Below are 16240 nucleotides of genomic sequence, written 5' to 3'. Positions count from 1 at the left end.
TTAGCCCTGTTTATTAGTCTGTCAAACCATTTTACAGAAGTGAACCTTCATATATGAGCTTTTCGTTTCCGTCCAGGGTAACGGTGATATGCTCTTCGAAACGGATAAGCGCTTGGGGGACCTGAGAAATGTATACAATATCAGGATTGATGGTCCGCACCATTTCCCAGGGCATTTCCGAGACGCCTTCCAAAATAACACCATCCACAACACGCAGGATTGGTATGAAATTTTCGTCTAAGGTATGGGTCAGAAGTATCTCGCCGCCATTTTTCCGCAAGGCTAATGCAGCTTCTTCGAGGGATCTGGCTTTTACAATGCGGCCAGTACAACGTTTGCCAAAACCCGTTAGTCCCCGGCCCAATATATTGCCAATCACATGGACCCGGATGCTGTTAGTCATGAGTGGAGAGTTGAGCGGGACGCCGGCTACTACGACTACTTTGTCCAACTTTTTTGCAAATCCCTCCTTAATAGCACCGCTAATCGCCTGCTGTATCATGGATTCTGAATCAGATTCCTGTTCTACTTTTATTGGAACCACACCCCAATGCAGAAGGAGCCGCCTCTGAACCGCGGCATTAGGAGTGGCAGCCACGATTCGCCGGCGGGGCCTGTGCCTGCTAATAAGCCGGGCAGTATTGCCCCTCAAAGTCGGTACTACAAGGGCTGCAGCCCCAATCCTATCCGCAGTCTGTGCTGCAGCATCAGCAATAGCATCGGCAATATCATCACGAGAGAACATAAGATTTCGGCGTTCTTCCAAGGCCCGTTTATATTCATCGGAAGCTTCTACAGCCCGGGCAATTTGATCCATAACAGCCACAGCAGCCTCAGGGAACTGGCCGTTAGCGGTTTCCCCAGAGAGCATAACACAATCGGTGCCATCTAAAATTGCATTAGCTACATCGCCTGCCTCTGCCCTGGTAGGCCGGGGATTTTTAATCATCGACTCAAGCATCTGGGTTGCAGTGATAACCGGTTTACCAGCCTGGTTACAGAGCCGGATAATGCGCTTCTGTTCCAGAGGAACCCGTTCGGTAGGGATTTGCACACCCAAGTCACCTCGAGCTACCATGATGCCCGCGGATACCCGGATTATTTCCTCAATATTTTCCAAACCTTCTTCATCTTCTATTTTTGCAATAACCGGCATATCAGAACCAAGCTCTGCTAGGTATTTATGGATAGCGGTAACATCGGAAGCTTTCCGGACAAAAGAAGCGGCGATAAAATCCATCCCCTGTTCCACCCCAAAGGCGATGTCAGCCTTGTCCTGTTCTGATAACGCAGGAAGTTTAGTGCGCACCCCAATGACATTGACATTTTTCCGGCTGCCCAAGACACCTCCATTGGTCACTTTGCACAGAATACGCTTACCCTCAACGCCAGTAACATCCAAAGAGAAAAGACCGTCAGCAATAAGAATCCGTGCTCCAACTTTGATATCCTGAACTAAACCTTCATAGGACACTGTCAGCCGCTCAGAGGTCGCAAAGGCTCCCTCTTCGCCATAGATTTCTTTGGCATCCCGTTCAGATAGCACTTCTATAGGTTGGCCATTTTGGAGTGTTATTGTTCCTCCATCTTTAATCTGACCAGTCCTAATTTCAGGGCCCTTGGTATCCAAAATAAGCGCAACAGGGACAGATTCCAATCGGGCAGCTTCCCGAACAAGGCGAATACCCTCGCCATGATACTCATGATCTCCGTGAGAAAAATTAAAGCGGGCAATATTCATGCCATTGCGAATCAAAGCCCGGATCATTTCGACGCTGCGGACCGCCGGTCCCATGGTACAAATGATTCTTGTATTTCGTTCGAATGCCATTATAGCTCCTCATTGAACGGCTTTTAGGCTGTTTGACCAGCTTTTAATCCTATATACCGGCTTGCCAAACTAGTTAAACCGGTTTAATATAATCTATAATCTGGAAATTGGATTAGTAGCCAACAAACCCAATTTTGACGATATACGATGTCGTAAATTGAAAAATCTTTCAAGAGGAGGAACTATGGCAGCTTTTGTTAGAACCGGCCGGGGTATCCCAGAGACCACTGCATTGTACCAAATTTTTATTCGCAATTATACCAAAGAAGGAACCTTTGCAGCGGCCATTAAAAAACTATCGGAAGTAAAGAACCTGGGGTTTTCTTGGGTATACCTTACCCCTATTCATCCCATTGGCAAAGTCAATCGTAAGGGCAGCCAGGGAAGCCCCTATGCTATCGCCGATTATCGCAAGGTAGATCCAGAACTTGGTACTGTGGATGACCTTAAAAACTTTATCACCGAGGCGAATCGGCTTGGCCTCAAGGTGATGATCGATGTGGTATACAACCATACCGCCCCGGATTCCCGGCTTGCCCATGAACATCCTGAGTGGTTTTTGAAGGGAGCCGATGGCAAGCCTGGCCGAAAGTGCGAAGACTGGTCCGATGTCATTGATTTAGACTATTTATCACCCGAATCCCGGGAATCCTTATGGGACGAACTCATCGATACGCTGATTTATTGGCGGGAATTGGGGATAGAAGGATTCCGCTGCGATGTGGCTTCATTGGTTCCCCGAGAGTTCTGGGTTGAGGCCCGGAGACGCGTAAACCTACGGGATCCCGCAACAGGGGCAGAAAAACGGCCCACCCTCTGGCTTGCCGAAAGTGTCCACCCTTCATTCCTTCTGTATCTGCGAGATGCAGGCTTCCATGCATGGTCAGAACCGGAACTGCACGATGCCTTTGACCTAACCTATGACTATGACGGCTGGCAGCGGCTCGAACAGGTATGGTCTGGGAAACGCCCCCTCGCCTATTATCTTGACTTTCTTGAGGTACAGCGGGCAGCCTATCCTGCTTGGGCACAGAAGATTCGGTACCTAGAAAACCATGACCAACGAAGAGCCGCTTCGCGCTTTGGCAAGGGAAAACGGCTTGAAGCATGGACCGCCTTTTACCAATTGCTGCCGGGATGCACCTTTGCATACATGGGGCAAGAATGGGCTATCGAAGAATATCCCACTCTTTTTGAAAAAAATCCTGTTCCATGGGAACAGGGAGATAAGGCTTTTAGAGAATATTTTGGCAAACTATTTAATATAACCCAAAAAATAAAATCAGAAGCCCCCAGGTTTTCATGGACCGAACTGGCAGAAGGCCTGGTTCTCCTAGAACGACAGGGAAACAATGGAAAGTTCTCTTGTCTCTGTAATCTTGATGGCCGTAGTGGTTTTATAGAACTTTCAAAGCCATTGGAAGGAACAGACTTGCTCAGCGGCAAAGCGGTGCACCTGAAAGGCCGCATAGACATTCCCCAAGGCGCGCTCCTCATCAAAGGATAAACAAAACCTATTAGACTCTGAACTGCAGGGTAATTTTGGTGCCCCCCTCCGATTCAATGTGGAGTTTACCCTGCAGTTGTTCTGCTAAAAGATGCACCAATGTCATACCAAACCCATGTTTGCCCTGTTTTTGATCAGAATCCTGAATAAACCCGTCCGACAGATCAAAGCCCCAGCCATTATCAGCAAGATATAACATGAAACCATCCTGAGATCTCTTCAGCGAAACCGTAATAACTCCTGATTCTCGGTCTACAAAGGCATACTTGATCGCATTGGTGACTAATTCATTAATAATGATGCCCAAAGTCTGGAGGGTTTTTACATCAAGTTCCACATCTTCTACTGATATTTCTGAAGAAATTTGAGTGGAAGAGCCATTATTCTGAAGTATCTCATCTACAAGGGACGGAATATAGTCGCTTGCCTTTGCAGACCCTACCATAGAGCCGGTATAAAGTTTTTCATAGAGGAGCATCATGCTGTTTACCCGGCCCGCAGCGGCTAAAAGGGCATCCCGGGCAGTCTCGTCATTTATCATACCGGCTTGCAGGGTTAATAGACTCACCACGGTGGCCATATTATTTTTGATCCGGTGGTGCACTTCCTTAAGAATAAGACTTTTTTCTTCCAAAAGGGCGTGAATTCTGCTTTGCGCAGCCTTTCTTTCACTAATGTCCGTCATACGGTCGCCAAACAGGAAGCCCCTGGAACTTGGAATTAAAAATCCCACATTCTCTACCGCTATACGCTTGCCTGACTTGGATACAAGCTCCGTTTCGATTGGTTTATTTAAAAAGGAGCCAATGCCAGTTGCCAGGGCTTGCTGCAGGCTTTGTTTTATTATGTTGTATAACTCAGGACTCCGCTTCTCTGGTGGGGTAGATTCAAATTGTATATCCCAAATAGAGCGGCCCCGTGCTTCTGATTCACTAATACCGGTTATCTCTTCATAGGTATGATTCCAATCACTTATTCTGCCGTCCGGGTCAGCAATCAAGAGGCCGTCTTTGGAATGTGAAAAAACCAGTCTGAACTTTTCTTCGCTGTCCTTGAGTACTTGGGCAGCCATATATTGTTCGGTGATGTCTTCGATAATTCCCACACCACCCTGTACTGGCTGATCGCCTTGCCTTTTTGAAGTAAATAAACCACGAAGCGGTATAATTCTACCGGAAGTCACTGATTGATAGAGCCCTTCGTAACGACCTGTTCCGCCAGCAAGCGCCTGTTGTACCGCTTCCACCACCTTTGTATCAGGCAGACGGAGCATATTGAGACCAATAAGCTTTTCCCGGGATGACCCCATAATTTTGATAAAGCGGTCATTGCAGGTTTGTATAATACCTTCTCGGTTAAAAGATAAAAGTCCTAGTGGGGCATTTTCGAACACGAGACGATACTCGTCGGCTTCCTGAATCATAACGGATAGAATTATACATCAGTCATTTACATCCGTACAGAAATAATTACCTCTTGTAAATAAAAAAGGGGATGTCCACGAAGTATTCATGGACATCCCCATTACCAAGCCAAGACCGGGAATCGAACCCGGGACCTACGCATTACGAGTGCGTTGCTCTACCGACTGAGCCATCTTGGCACTGGGGAGAATCTAACTGAAAGCAGGAAAAAGGTCAAGATTTAGCCAATTTCAACAGTCGGTTACTAGGTTTCTTGTTTTGAAATTGGCTTTGCGATTGCTTGCGGTTGCATGCTGTTTAACAGAGAACGCATGCAACCGTCGCGCCAAATCGCGGATTTCAAGGTAGTTCTTTCAAAACTCCCTGAGTTTTGAAAGAACCTCATTTGGCGAAACAAGGTCCTGCATCAGGCTTTTTTGCGGCGGGAGTTTACAAAGCGCTGGAAGTCATTAATGTTTTTAACGATAATCCGGTCCGCATAAATTTCTACCCGTCGCTGGTTAACAAAATGGTTAATCACATCCTTAGCCTGGTCCCCTGTCATACCAGCCCAATGGGCTATGTCATCCACGGTTGTTTTAAACTCCCGCCGCTCGGTTGTCCGGTCTATAGCGGGCTGGGTTTCATCGAGCATAAGGAATACATCGGCAATTTTTGCCTGGGGGTCTTCCAGGGTCAGGATCATAAACCGTCGTTTCTGATCATAAATACGTTTTGTGAACAGTTTTAAGAGCTTGAGTGCAATTTGAGGGTTTCCCATCATAAGGACTTCAAAATTAGCTCGGTTAAACTCAAGCACCTTTACATCATCTAAAGCTATGGCGGTGGCAGACCGGGGAGAGTCCTCCAAAATGGCCATTTCGCCAAACATTTCCGAAGGGTGCAGAATGTCCAGGGTTTTTTCAATATCCCCAATGATTTTCACTAGTTGAACCCGGCCAGACTGGATAAGATAAAAAGCATCTCCAGGCTCAAATTCGGAGAAAATAATCTCGCCCTTTTGGAAACCACGGGCAAAACGGCTGAATGCTCCTAAATCCATGGACACCTAGGCCTCCAACGTTTTTAAGGCTTTTTTCGCCTTTAAATGGACCGAATCATCTTCGTCCTGATTCATCGATAGGATTTTTTTATAGAATGTTGCAGCCCGGTCCTTATCACCTTTCTTCTCATAACACTGGGCTATGAAATAGAGGGCATTACCTAAATCCGGATGTTTTGGGTAGGTTGTAATCATAGCCGTGTAATGTTTAAGACATTCATCGTATTTACCCATCAGGTAAAGGCAGCGGCCAAGTTCATAAACACTCTTTGCGACATACTCTGCATCCTGGTTAGCCTCGATGATTTTCTTAAAGGCTGTAAAGGCCTGAGGATACTTATCCTGTGAAAAGAGGCTCACCGCATTATAATAGGCCTTAGCAACCACCGAGAGTTCCTCCGGACCCTGTTTGGAGACCGGTTCATTCATGGCGGCATTCATTGCTGCGGCACCAATACCCGAAGCGGTTGCGGCCGTGCCAGCTGCAAAGGCGGCAGGCCGTTCTGTAACTGGAGCCGGCCCCTTGCCGTCACCATAGCGAACCAGGGACGATTCGGCAACTTCAAGATTTTTAGCGGCCTGGGCAGCCATTTTACCTGCAGGATAATATGTCAAATACCTGCTGAATACATATTTAGCCTGGGCGTATTGACGGTTTTTAAGATAATATTCGCCTACTTTATACAGTCCAATTTCAGGGCTTTGCTGCTCCTCTTTTTCCATAAGGTTCGAGACCTGTTTATGAATTCTGCGGAGCTGATTGGAAAACACCTTGAGCATCTTCATTACAATGCGGATGTTGGAGGTGGCTAGCTGTTCAAATTCGGGAACCGTAAAGGCTATGACAGCCGCATCCTGCAGCACTAAGGCTGTTTCTTCCCGCGGGTAACGCCCCATGGCAGACTTTACTCCAAAAAACTCCCCCGGTTGCACCGGATCGTGGATATCCTGACCGGTTTCGATATCCTGATAGTTAAGACTTATCTTTCCGGACTGCAGGATAAATATTTTGTCTGCCACATCACCCTGGAAGTAAATAACTGATCCAGCTCGATATTGTAGTGCTTTCGGCATTCCTATTCCTTCCTGTTAAAGGGGCTCAAAGGGCAAATAATCCAAAACCTTTGCGAATCCTACTTTCTTTCTTACCTCAGCATACAGGGCCCCTGGATTCCCGACAACAAACATTTCACGGCCAGCTACCATTATAGTGGAATACCCAGCAGGCAGACTATCCCCAAGAAGGGACAAGAACCGTAGTTCACCGTACAAAGGCCGACCTTCCATCACCAGGAGCTCGATATCCTCCATGGGTAACTGGGCTAAGTTTTCATAGGGGTCATCGAGACGAGCCTTTGCAACCAAAATGTCAGCCAGCTTGCCCGGTTCCAGGGTACCAAGCCGTTTTTCCATCCTGAAAGCCTTTGCGGGATTTAAGGTAACCATGGAAAAAATTGTTTTCGCATTCAAATCCTCACCATACATATCCCGGTATATCTGCCGGGCAAATCGCATTTCTTCCAGCAGATTGATGGACCCCGTATGGGTTGAATCGGTCCCAATCCCAATATTGATGCCCGCCTTAAGCATTTTGCGGATCTTACAGGTAACGTTGAACATAAAGGTGTTGGATGCGGGACACCAGGAAATGCTTGCCCCTGCCTTGGCTACCTTTGCTATATCCGCATCGCTAAAACCGATACAATGGATAAGCAGGCAATGGTCATCCAGGCAGCCAAGCCGTTCAAGGACCCCAACCCCGTCTTGGGACTCTGGATCAAAACCCTCTTCCAAATGGGTAATAAAGGGCCAGTTATTCCGTTTTGCCCGGCGATGTTCTATTTCGATCCCCTCACCCCATTTAAGATCAAAAGATGAACACTCATGAGCGAGGGTGTATTCCTTAAAGGCACGGATGGGCAATTTGGGCAGGAGATCATTATTAAGTTCATGGGGGAAATGGTCATTAACGGTGGTCACCCCTGAAAAAAGATTTTTGTAGGCGCTTAAAAAATAGAGATTTTCCACCGACAAGTTCGACCGTTCTGAATAGGTTGCCGACGATTTAAGATCATTGTCCCAGGGCAGCCAGTTAAGATAGTAGGAATCCTTTTTTGGTCCCACCCGGGGAAGATAATTACCCCGCAAATGATCATGTATATTGATAAGCGCCGGATATACATAGGACGCATTGCCAAGATTGATACTAAACTTTGAATTTGCTGATGTTTCCCCTATCTTGCCCTTACTAACCGTGAGGCTGGAAACATTAGAACTTGCACTTGAAGCAATGATTCTACCATTCTGTAATGTATAGCTATCCACCGTGGGACCATCCTTACGTTATATTCTAAATGTGACCATATAACCAGTCAACAATATAGTCTGTTGCTGTTATAACCATTCTTTTTATAATTTCGGCAAATTTTAACATAATTTTTATCTAGAGCTCTAAAAACTTATTGAATTTTTAGAGTTATCACTAGGATTATGACTTTTACAAACAAGCCCGTATATCTATACTAGCACAGTATGGAAAAAACTCCAAATTTCATTGTAGATTTGCATACCCATTCTACCTGTTCAGACGGAACTTTAAGTCCAGAGAAGCTGGTAGACGAGGCTGCCGATAAGGGGCTTAAAGCGCTAGCCCTAACCGATCACGATACGATTTCCGGTATAGATAGAGCCGCACTTCAAGCACAAACGAGAAATGTGCTCTTTATACCTGGTGTAGAGATAGAAATAGCCTGGGAACCGGGGGAATTCCATCTTTTGGGCCTTGGTTTACAAAACCCTACCGACGAGTTTAAAGATGCCCTCGAAGAACTTGCTCGTTTCCGGGAACAGCGGAACCGGGAAATCGTGGATCGCATGAATGAAATGGGGATTGAGGCCGACTACGATGAGATAAAGGAACTTTCCGAGGGGGCAGTCATCGGGCGGCCCCATTTTGCATCCTTTCTTGTTAATCGCAAAATCGTAAAAAACAAACAGCAAGCCTTTGATTCCTACCTTGCCAAGGGTCGTCCCTTTTATTCACCCAAAGGATCTCTGGAACTGACGCAGGCTATTAGGCTTATCAAAGCATCGGGGGCTATCCCTATTCTTGCCCATCCCTTATCCCTCTATGTCTCATGGGGTAAATTGCCCGAATTGATACGGGACTTTCACGACCAAGGGATAGCGGGCCTTGAGGCCTGGCACCCCCTTGCACGGGTGGCGGAATGTGAACGGCTGGAAGAACTGGGGAAAAGCCTTGGGATGGTGGTAACCGCCGGAAGCGATTATCACGGCGCAACCAGGCAGGAACGGAACCTGGGTTACACGGCGGGCAAAAAGCCCATCGATGTTTCCTATATGCGGGGTATTCCCGGCACTGAACAATGGTTTGACCGGCTCAGTACATCGTAGGGATCATCTCCTGAACGGCGAAAGGCCAGCGCTTCCGTTAAGTCTTCGGAATTGATGTCTGTCCGTCCGTCCAGGTCAGCGATAGTTCTCGCAACCTTAATAATTCCCTGGAGCGCTCGGTTGGAAAGCCCCGCATTTCTTATGCCCGCTTCTAGCTCCCGAATAGCCAGTGCAGGAATTGCGCAGAAACGTTCTACGAGGTCCGGGGGCATTCGGGCGTTTCGCCTGCAACTAGAGCCCCTAAACCGTTCCCGTTGTATCTCTATTGCCCGTAAAACCCGTTCTGCAATACGTGCACTCTTTTCTTGTACATCCTTATACTGGGGCATTGCGAAGGCCTCTACCCAAGAGTGGGGTTGGGGAAGCACCGGCACCCGCAGTTCGATGCGGTCTAGCAGGGCCGAACCGAGCCGTTGCCAATGCCGATGAATTTCATCATCGGAACAGAAACAAAGGGAAGTTCCGGAACCATCGTCCTGCCCCAGCCTTCCGCAGGGACAGGGATTAGCGGCCAAAACAAGCTGGAATTCGGCAGGCAATTTAACCGACCCCTCTGCCCGGGCTATGGTGATTACCCCGTCCTCCAGGGGTTCCCGCAGGGCTTTTAATAGTGATGAACGAAACTCGGGGGCTTCATCCATAAAAAGAACCCCAAAATGGGCAAGGCTTATTTCTCCGGGCCTTACGGTTTTGCCTCCCCCGAGGAGTCCTTCGAGGCTTGCACCGTGATGGGGGCTGCGGAAAGGAGGAGCAAGGGAACTTCTGTTCTGCCAAAAAGCCCCATCCCTGCTGCCTGCAAGACTGTAGAGCCTGCGGACATCCAGAGCCTCCTGGGGCAATAGGTCGGGCATAATGGAAGGCATACGCCGGGCCAGGAGGGTTTTTCCGCCCCCCGGAGGACCGAAGGCAAGCACATTGTGCCCTCCGGCGGCAGCTATTTCCAAAGCCCGTTTATACCGGTCCTGACCGTATACATCGGCAAAATCCCCCACTTCATTATGTACCGTCTCAGGACCAGAAGGGTGCACGGCGCCGCCGCTGAGGGAAAAAGGGCTGCGGCAATCTGCGCGAAGACTCGTGGGAGTGCATGCTGCGGATTTTGTGAAAGCTAGAGATTCGTCGTTAGCAAGCGCTTCGGCGTTTGGGAAAACGCCGTGAAGATGCCAGTATTGGAGGGCCTTAATTGCCTCGCTGAGGCTCGCAACCGCCGCGCTGCGAGAGGGGGCAAGCACGTCCGCTTCGGCCCGGTTTTCCCGGGGTACAATAAAGCCCCGGAGCCCAGAGGCTAGGCCCGCGGCGGTTGCGGCCACCACGCCCCGTACGGGCCGCAGCATGCCGGATAGCTCTAGCTCGCCGAGTACCATAAGGCCCTCCGGAGGCGGTATATGCCCCGCAGCGGCAAGGATGGCAAAGGCGATGGGTAAATCGAGTTCGGGGCCATCTTTCCTGATACCCGCCGGCGCCAGGTTTACTAAAATCCTGTCCTGGGGAAAGGTAAAACCGCCGTTGCGGATCGCCGCCCGCACCCGTTCCCGGGCTTCCCGGACAGCGCCGTCTGCAAGACCTGAAATATCGATACCGGGGATACCGCGGCGGATATCCGCCTCAACACGGATAATAATTCCTTCAAGCCCAAAGGGGGCATAGGCATACACGTACATAGTGCAGATACCGGCGATACTGTGCCTTTTACTTTAAAAAGTCTCGATTTTAATCAATTTTTAACATAATATTTACATTGTATTTATGGTTTTCTGATAGTTTTCACATTCACTCTGTATGGGGTGTCATGTTAAGGGGAGGTATAATGAATATTCGAGCCCATTTTGAAGAGGAAAAACGCCTGGTCCGGGAGGATATCCTGAGCATGGGAGTCCGGGTAGAAGAGGACCTGCGCAAGGCTATTGTAGCATTTAAAAACAAAGATATGCAATTAGCCAAGGAAGTCCGGGATGACGATGAGGTTATCAACCATTTACAGGAAGCTATTGAGGATCGCTGCGCCCGCATTATTGCAACCCAGCAGCCAGTTGCCCAGGATATGCGATGGCTCATCACGTCTATAAAAATTGCAGACCAGCTTGAACGGATTGGCGACCATGCGGTGCACCTGGCAAAGGCGGCCATCAAACTGGAAAAGGAACCCTATATCAAATCATTAGACTATATCGAGCGGATGGCTACCCAGGGGGCAAACATGGTTCAGGGTGCAGTTGCCGCATTCATGACCCTGGATGCAGAAAAGGCCCGGACGGTGGCTACCATGGATGATGGGGTGGACCGGGACCATAAGGCCCTCGTACAGGATATTCTGGATTATGTTCAGAAGCACTCCGACAAGGCTCCCCAGGGAACTAAAATCATACAGACCTCTGGTTATCTGGAACGACTGGGAGACCATGTAACCAATATCTGCGAAATGATCGTCTATTGTGTCGAAGGCCGCAGGGTTGAGCTTAACGAATAGATAGCTAGCAATTAATTCTGGAGGCTCAAGTGGCAAAGGCAACCATCATGGTCGTGGAAGATGACCAGGATATCCGAGAACTGATTAGTTACAATCTGGGCAAGGAAGGCTATACGGTGGTACCGGCAGAATCGGGTGAACAGGCGCTAAAACTCATCGAAACTGCCAATCCGGATATCATCGTTCTGGACATTATGCTGCCCGGCATGGATGGCATTGAAGTCCTGCGGAACCTGAAACAGGGGAGCCGTCACGCCCATGTTCCGGTCATTATGGCTACTGCAAAAAGCGAGGATTCGGATATTATCACGGGCCTTGAATTGGGGGCCGATGATTATATCGCAAAACCCTTTAGTCCCAAGGTTCTGATTGCAAGGGTCCGTTCCCTGCTGCGGCGAACCCAGTCTCGGCTCAACGAAGCGAGAGCCCAGGATGAGGTAGTTCAATTAGGGCCTATTGCTCTTGATGCGGGCCGGCATGAGGTCACTCTGGAGGGAAAACCAGTGGATCTCTCAGCTACCGAATTTGCCATTCTGGAATTTATGATGAGGAACCCCGGCTGGGTGTTTTCCCGGAACCAAATTATCGATGCGGTACGGGGCAAGGATTATCCAGTTACCGAGCGTTCCGTAGATGTACAGATTCTGGGGCTCCGAAAAAAGCTGGGAACCGCTGGCAATAGAATAGAAACGGTGCGGGGCGTGGGCTACCGGTTTCAGGACGCGAGCTAACACATAATTGATCATGCTTAACAGTAAGAAAAACCTGTTCCAGATGCTGTTTCCTCCGGTGCTGCTGTTTCTCCTTTTAAGCCAAATCGGGCTTTCCCTCAGCGTTTCCTGGATCGTCAGGCAGCAAGGGATAAACGAAACTCGTCAAGATTTGTCTGACACGCTGAACTTGCTGGAAAACCTGTTTCGTGAGCAACCCGTTTTGTTAAACGCCCCTCAACTTAAAGCGATGTTTTCAGGCCAGCGCTACCGTATTACGGTTATTCGAGATGATGGTAAGGTTATTGCTGAATCAAAAGCGGAGCTTGAGAATTTGGATAACCATCACGATAGACCAGAAGTGGCGGAGGCCCGCAAGATTGGGCGTGGTTTTGCGATCCGTTATTCCAATTCTGTATCCCAGGAAATGGTCTATTTGGCCCAGACTTTTCAAAGCTATGACGGAACCATGCTGGTACTGAGAGCATCTATGCCCCTTGTGCTGCTTGAGAATTTTCTGCGCAGTTTTTATTTCCAGTTAGTGGTGAGTATTCTTTTTATTAGCAGTTGCGGTTTTGTCTTTGTGCTCTTTGTGGTGAACCGTATCCGGGAACCTATAGAATCCTTAGTTGATGTGGCTCGCGAATATGGCCGGGGCAATTTGTACAAAAAATCATCGGTGAGCATTCCCCAGGAACTGGCCATCCTGAGTGAAACCATGTCGGGAATGGCAGGGCAGCTCCAGCAGAAAATTGATGAAAGCATGGGGAGGCAAAAGGAACTGGAGGCCATTTTATCCGGCATGATGGAAGGGGTTATTTTCCTGAACCGGGACATGGTGATTACCCAGCTGAACCGCAGCGCGAAACGGATCCTTAACCTGGCCGAGACAGAGCGCTGCATAGGGAAGTCTCTGCTTGAGGTGGTGAGAATTACAGAGTTACGGGATTTAGTAGAACGGGTCTACCGGACAGGAGAAAAAGAAGAAGCGGTGATACAGCCCCTGACTATGGCACCCCAAACCTTACAGATTTATGGGGCCCTGGTTCCAGAACAAAAGGGGTGCATTCTGGTACTCCATGACATAAGCCGGCTCATGAAACTGGAACAGATCCGGCGGGATTTTGTGGCTAATGTGTCCCACGAGCTTAAAACGCCGATTACGGCTATTAAGGGCTATATTGAGGCCCTTCAGGACGGGGCCATGGAAGAGCCTGAACGGGCCAGGCGCTTTTTGGAAATTGCTGCGGCCCATACAAACCGGCTCGAGCTCATTGTAGAGGACCTCCTGGCCCTCGCCCGGCTTGAAGCTCAGGAAGGGAAGAACCTGGAAAAACAAGCGGTCAACCTCTACAGCCTTTTGGAGAACACCCGGCAGGCCTGCCAGTACCTGGCGGAAGAAAAGCAAATACGAGTGCTGCTGGAGGGGCCGAAGGACCTTATCATACAGGCCAACGATGCCATATTGGAACAGGCTTTCATCAACTTAGTAGACAATGCATTAAAGTATTCTGAACCCCGCACGGAGGTTCGCATTCTGATCGAAGCGACTGGGGACAATGTTCGGATTGATGTAATTGATCAGGGCCGGGGCATTCCCGCTAAAGACCTGGACCGGATTTTTGAACGGTTTTACCGGGTCGATAAGGGCAGGAGCAGGGCTGCGGGCGGGACGGGGCTCGGCCTTTCTATAGTCAAACATGTGGTATCACTCCACAACGGCGAAGTGCGGGTAGAAAGCCGAGAAGGGGTAGGATCCACCTTTACGGTCATCCTCCCCCTGACTTAGGTTTATTGGTCTATTGGTGCCACCCAATAGGAAAAAGAGCTTTCTCCTTCCCCAGGATAAAATTATCAAGTGGAAGCTGTTCAACCGACTCTGGCCAGTCGCAGGGAAGTTTCCCCGTACTCAGGACCTTCCCGGTAAGAACATCGGCCACGCCGGCCCCCTCAGAGCCCGGCAGCCATGCGGCCACAATGGCATCGCAGGAGCGGGCAGTTTGGTCCAGAATTACTGGCCGGCCGCTCAGGATAACAAGAATCACATGCTTGAAAAGTTTCCGGGCTTTCTGAATTGCTTCCAGTTCCCGGGGCGGTAAACTGAGCGCGGCCGAGTCGCCCTTGCCTTCCGCATAGGGTAGTTCTCCCACGACCACAACACAGGTCGCTCCTGGGTCGTTTTTTTCAAAGCCCGCCGCCGCATCGTACGTGATATTGCTATTTGGAAGCAGTTCCTTAAGGCCGCCCAGAATAGTGGTGCCCTGGGTAATCGGCCCCGGAGAACCCTGCCAGCTTATCGTCCAGCCGCCGCACTGAATGCCCATGTTATCAGCCCCAAAGCCTGCGACATAGAGGGTCTTTTTTTCAAGCTGCTCGCCATTCAGCGGAAGGACACCATTGTTTTTCAGCACCACGACGCTTTTTGCCACCGCTTCCCGGGCTAAAGCAAGATGTTCAGCAGACCGGACTATGCTGCGTTCAGCCTGGGCAGCAGATTGGGCTGCATCAAATAAGCCCATTTCAAATTTAACCCGCAGAATCCGACCCACCGCATCATCGATACGATCCATGGAGATCTGCTTTTGTTTCACCAGTTGGGTCATTGTATTGATGAACCGGTTAGCATCATAGGGAACCATGACCATATCAATCCCCGCATTAATGGCCTTTGCTACAGCCTTGGAATAGTCTGGATCTACCTGGTCAATCCCCCCCCAGTCAGACACAACAAAGCCGCTAAAACCCCATTGTTGTTTGAGCACCGTAGTAATGAGCTCCTTATGAGCGTGCATTTTAAGTCCGTTCATGCTGGAAAAAGAAACCATCACCGTACGAACATGCGATTCTAAGGCTTTTTGATAGGGCGGAAAAAGAACGTCCTTTAGGTACTGTTCGTCCGCAGCGGTGTCTCCCTGATCAATTTTATAGTTATCAGTTTTAGAGGTCCCCCAGCGGGTTCCGCCATCCCCTATAAAATGTTTGGCCGTTGCAATAGGCTTTATATTAACTACTTGCCCCCCAGCTTTAAAACTATCCTGAAGGCCTTCCTGGAAACCCTGTATATAGGCGCTGCCCAGACTGGCAACCAGGCTGCTATCCTGGCCAAAGGACTCGTAAAAACGGCCCCAGCGTGGATCCCGGCCCACAGCAATGCAGGGTGCAAAATTCCAGTAGATGCCGGTAGCTTCCATTTCCGCCGCCGTTGCAGCGCCAATTCTACGGACCAAATCCGGATCATCTGCAGCGCCAAGACCAATATTGTGGGGGAAAATAGTGGCATCCTTAAGGTTATTGTGGCCATGGACCGCATCGATACCATACAAAAGGGGTATCTGCAGGCGGGTATTGCGGGCTTCTTCCTGATATTGGGCAAGCATCTGCTGCCATGCAGTAATAGTATTTGGGGAAGGCGCGCCCCCTCCGCCGCTTAAAATGCTTCCCAACTTATAGCGGCTAATATCTCCCGATCTTAGGCTTCCTCGCTCTATCTGGGTCATTTGTCCGATTTTCTCCTCAAGGCTCATTCGTGAAAGGAGGTCTTCGACCCGTTTTTCGATTGATACTGCGGGGTTTTTATAAGGAGCATTTGCCGGAACAGGGCGTTCAGAACTTGCAACAGCGGTGCATGTAGACAAATAAAAGACTCCTAAAACGGCTGCCATAAGGCTCATCAATTTTTTGATTTTTTTCATATAATCCTCCATAGGAAGCTGTTTCTCAAAAAGCAGAAGGGGGCTGCCCTCAACTTATTGGACGTCCCCATTGTCCTGACCTCCTCTTGTTCTGTCAAGCTTATGGGCATATTTTGCCAATATGTTTTGGTAGACCTCAAACGGAAAATTATA

The 16240-nt window shown here is 49.1% G+C and carries 12 protein-coding genes and 1 tRNA gene; 5 read left to right on the top strand and 8 right to left on the bottom strand.

Annotated elements, in window-relative coordinates:
- Nucleotides 1–31 precede the first annotated feature (31 nt).
- Nucleotides 32–1831, bottom strand: a complete 1800-nt coding sequence (gene pyk, locus Q7P68_RS02375) for a pyruvate kinase (RefSeq protein ID WP_304222333.1) — start codon at nt 1829–1831, stop codon at nt 32–34.
- Nucleotides 1832–2015: 184 nt separating this feature from the next.
- Between pyk and Q7P68_RS02370 the strand changes: the two genes are divergently transcribed.
- Nucleotides 2016–3338, top strand: a complete 1323-nt coding sequence (locus Q7P68_RS02370) for an alpha-amylase family glycosyl hydrolase (RefSeq protein ID WP_304222332.1) — start codon at nt 2016–2018, stop codon at nt 3336–3338.
- Between the two features lie 10 nt (nt 3339–3348).
- Here Q7P68_RS02370 and Q7P68_RS02365 read toward each other — a convergent pair whose 3' ends face one another.
- The 5 genes from Q7P68_RS02365 to Q7P68_RS02345 all read right to left on the bottom strand — a co-directional run bounded on the left by Q7P68_RS02365 (nt 3349) and on the right by Q7P68_RS02345 (nt 8129).
- A complete protein-coding gene (locus Q7P68_RS02365; RefSeq protein ID WP_304222330.1) occupies nt 3349–4761 on the bottom strand; it encodes a PAS domain S-box protein in 1413 nt (470 codons plus the stop codon).
- Nucleotides 4762–4868: 107 nt separating this feature from the next.
- Nucleotides 4869–4941, bottom strand: a tRNA-Thr gene (locus Q7P68_RS02360).
- A gap of 227 nt (nt 4942–5168) precedes the next feature.
- On the bottom strand, nt 5169–5804 hold the full coding sequence (locus tag Q7P68_RS02355; protein ID WP_304222524.1) for a Crp/Fnr family transcriptional regulator: 636 nt from the start codon (nt 5802–5804) through the stop codon (nt 5169–5171).
- 6 nt (nt 5805–5810) lie between these two features.
- Complete coding sequence (locus Q7P68_RS02350; protein WP_304222327.1) at nt 5811–6878, bottom strand: cyclic nucleotide-binding domain-containing protein; 1068 nt, start codon at nt 6876–6878, stop codon at nt 5811–5813.
- 15 nt (nt 6879–6893) lie between these two features.
- Entirely contained in the window at nt 6894–8129 is a 1236-nt protein-coding gene (locus Q7P68_RS02345) for an amidohydrolase family protein (protein WP_304222325.1), read from the bottom strand.
- 207 nt (nt 8130–8336) lie between these two features.
- Here Q7P68_RS02345 and Q7P68_RS02340 point away from each other — a divergent pair, with 207 nt between their 5' ends.
- Complete coding sequence (locus tag Q7P68_RS02340) at nt 8337–9218, top strand: PHP domain-containing protein (RefSeq protein ID WP_304222323.1); 882 nt, start codon at nt 8337–8339, stop codon at nt 9216–9218.
- Here the strand turns inward: Q7P68_RS02340 and Q7P68_RS02335 are convergent.
- Nucleotides 9161–10879 carry a YifB family Mg chelatase-like AAA ATPase gene (locus tag Q7P68_RS02335; protein ID WP_304222320.1) on the bottom strand — a complete coding sequence of 573 codons (1719 nt, stop codon included), beginning with the start codon at nt 10877–10879 and terminating at the stop codon, nt 9161–9163. The two genes, Q7P68_RS02340 and Q7P68_RS02335, sit on opposite strands and share 58 nt — an antisense overlap.
- Before the next feature lie 146 nt (nt 10880–11025).
- Between Q7P68_RS02335 and phoU the strand changes: the two genes are divergently transcribed.
- The 3 genes from phoU to Q7P68_RS02320 are packed head-to-tail and all read left to right on the top strand — an operon-like array spanning nt 11026 to nt 14184.
- Entirely contained in the window at nt 11026–11685 is a 660-nt protein-coding gene (gene phoU / locus Q7P68_RS02330; protein ID WP_304222318.1) for a phosphate signaling complex protein PhoU, read from the top strand.
- Between the two features lie 29 nt (nt 11686–11714).
- On the top strand, nt 11715–12416 hold the full coding sequence (locus tag Q7P68_RS02325) for a response regulator transcription factor (protein WP_304222316.1): 702 nt from the start codon (nt 11715–11717) through the stop codon (nt 12414–12416).
- Between the two features lie 13 nt (nt 12417–12429).
- Nucleotides 12430–14184, top strand: a complete 1755-nt coding sequence (locus tag Q7P68_RS02320) for a sensor histidine kinase (RefSeq protein WP_304222313.1) — start codon at nt 12430–12432, stop codon at nt 14182–14184.
- 10 nt (nt 14185–14194) lie between these two features.
- On the opposite strand, the gene Q7P68_RS02315 is transcribed toward Q7P68_RS02320, so the two are convergent.
- The gene (locus tag Q7P68_RS02315) at nt 14195–16087 is read right to left on the bottom strand and encodes a glycoside hydrolase family 3 protein (protein WP_304222310.1); all 1893 of its coding nucleotides are present in this window, start codon (nt 16085–16087) and stop codon (nt 14195–14197) included.
- Nucleotides 16088–16240 lie beyond the last annotated feature (153 nt).

The organism is Gracilinema caldarium, from assembly GCF_029265695.1.
In the GTDB taxonomy this organism is placed as follows: domain Bacteria; phylum Spirochaetota; class Spirochaetia; order Treponematales; family Breznakiellaceae; genus Gracilinema; species Gracilinema caldarium_A.
Note: the sequence above shows the minus strand (reverse complement) of the source record. Positions and strands in the feature narration are given on the sequence as shown.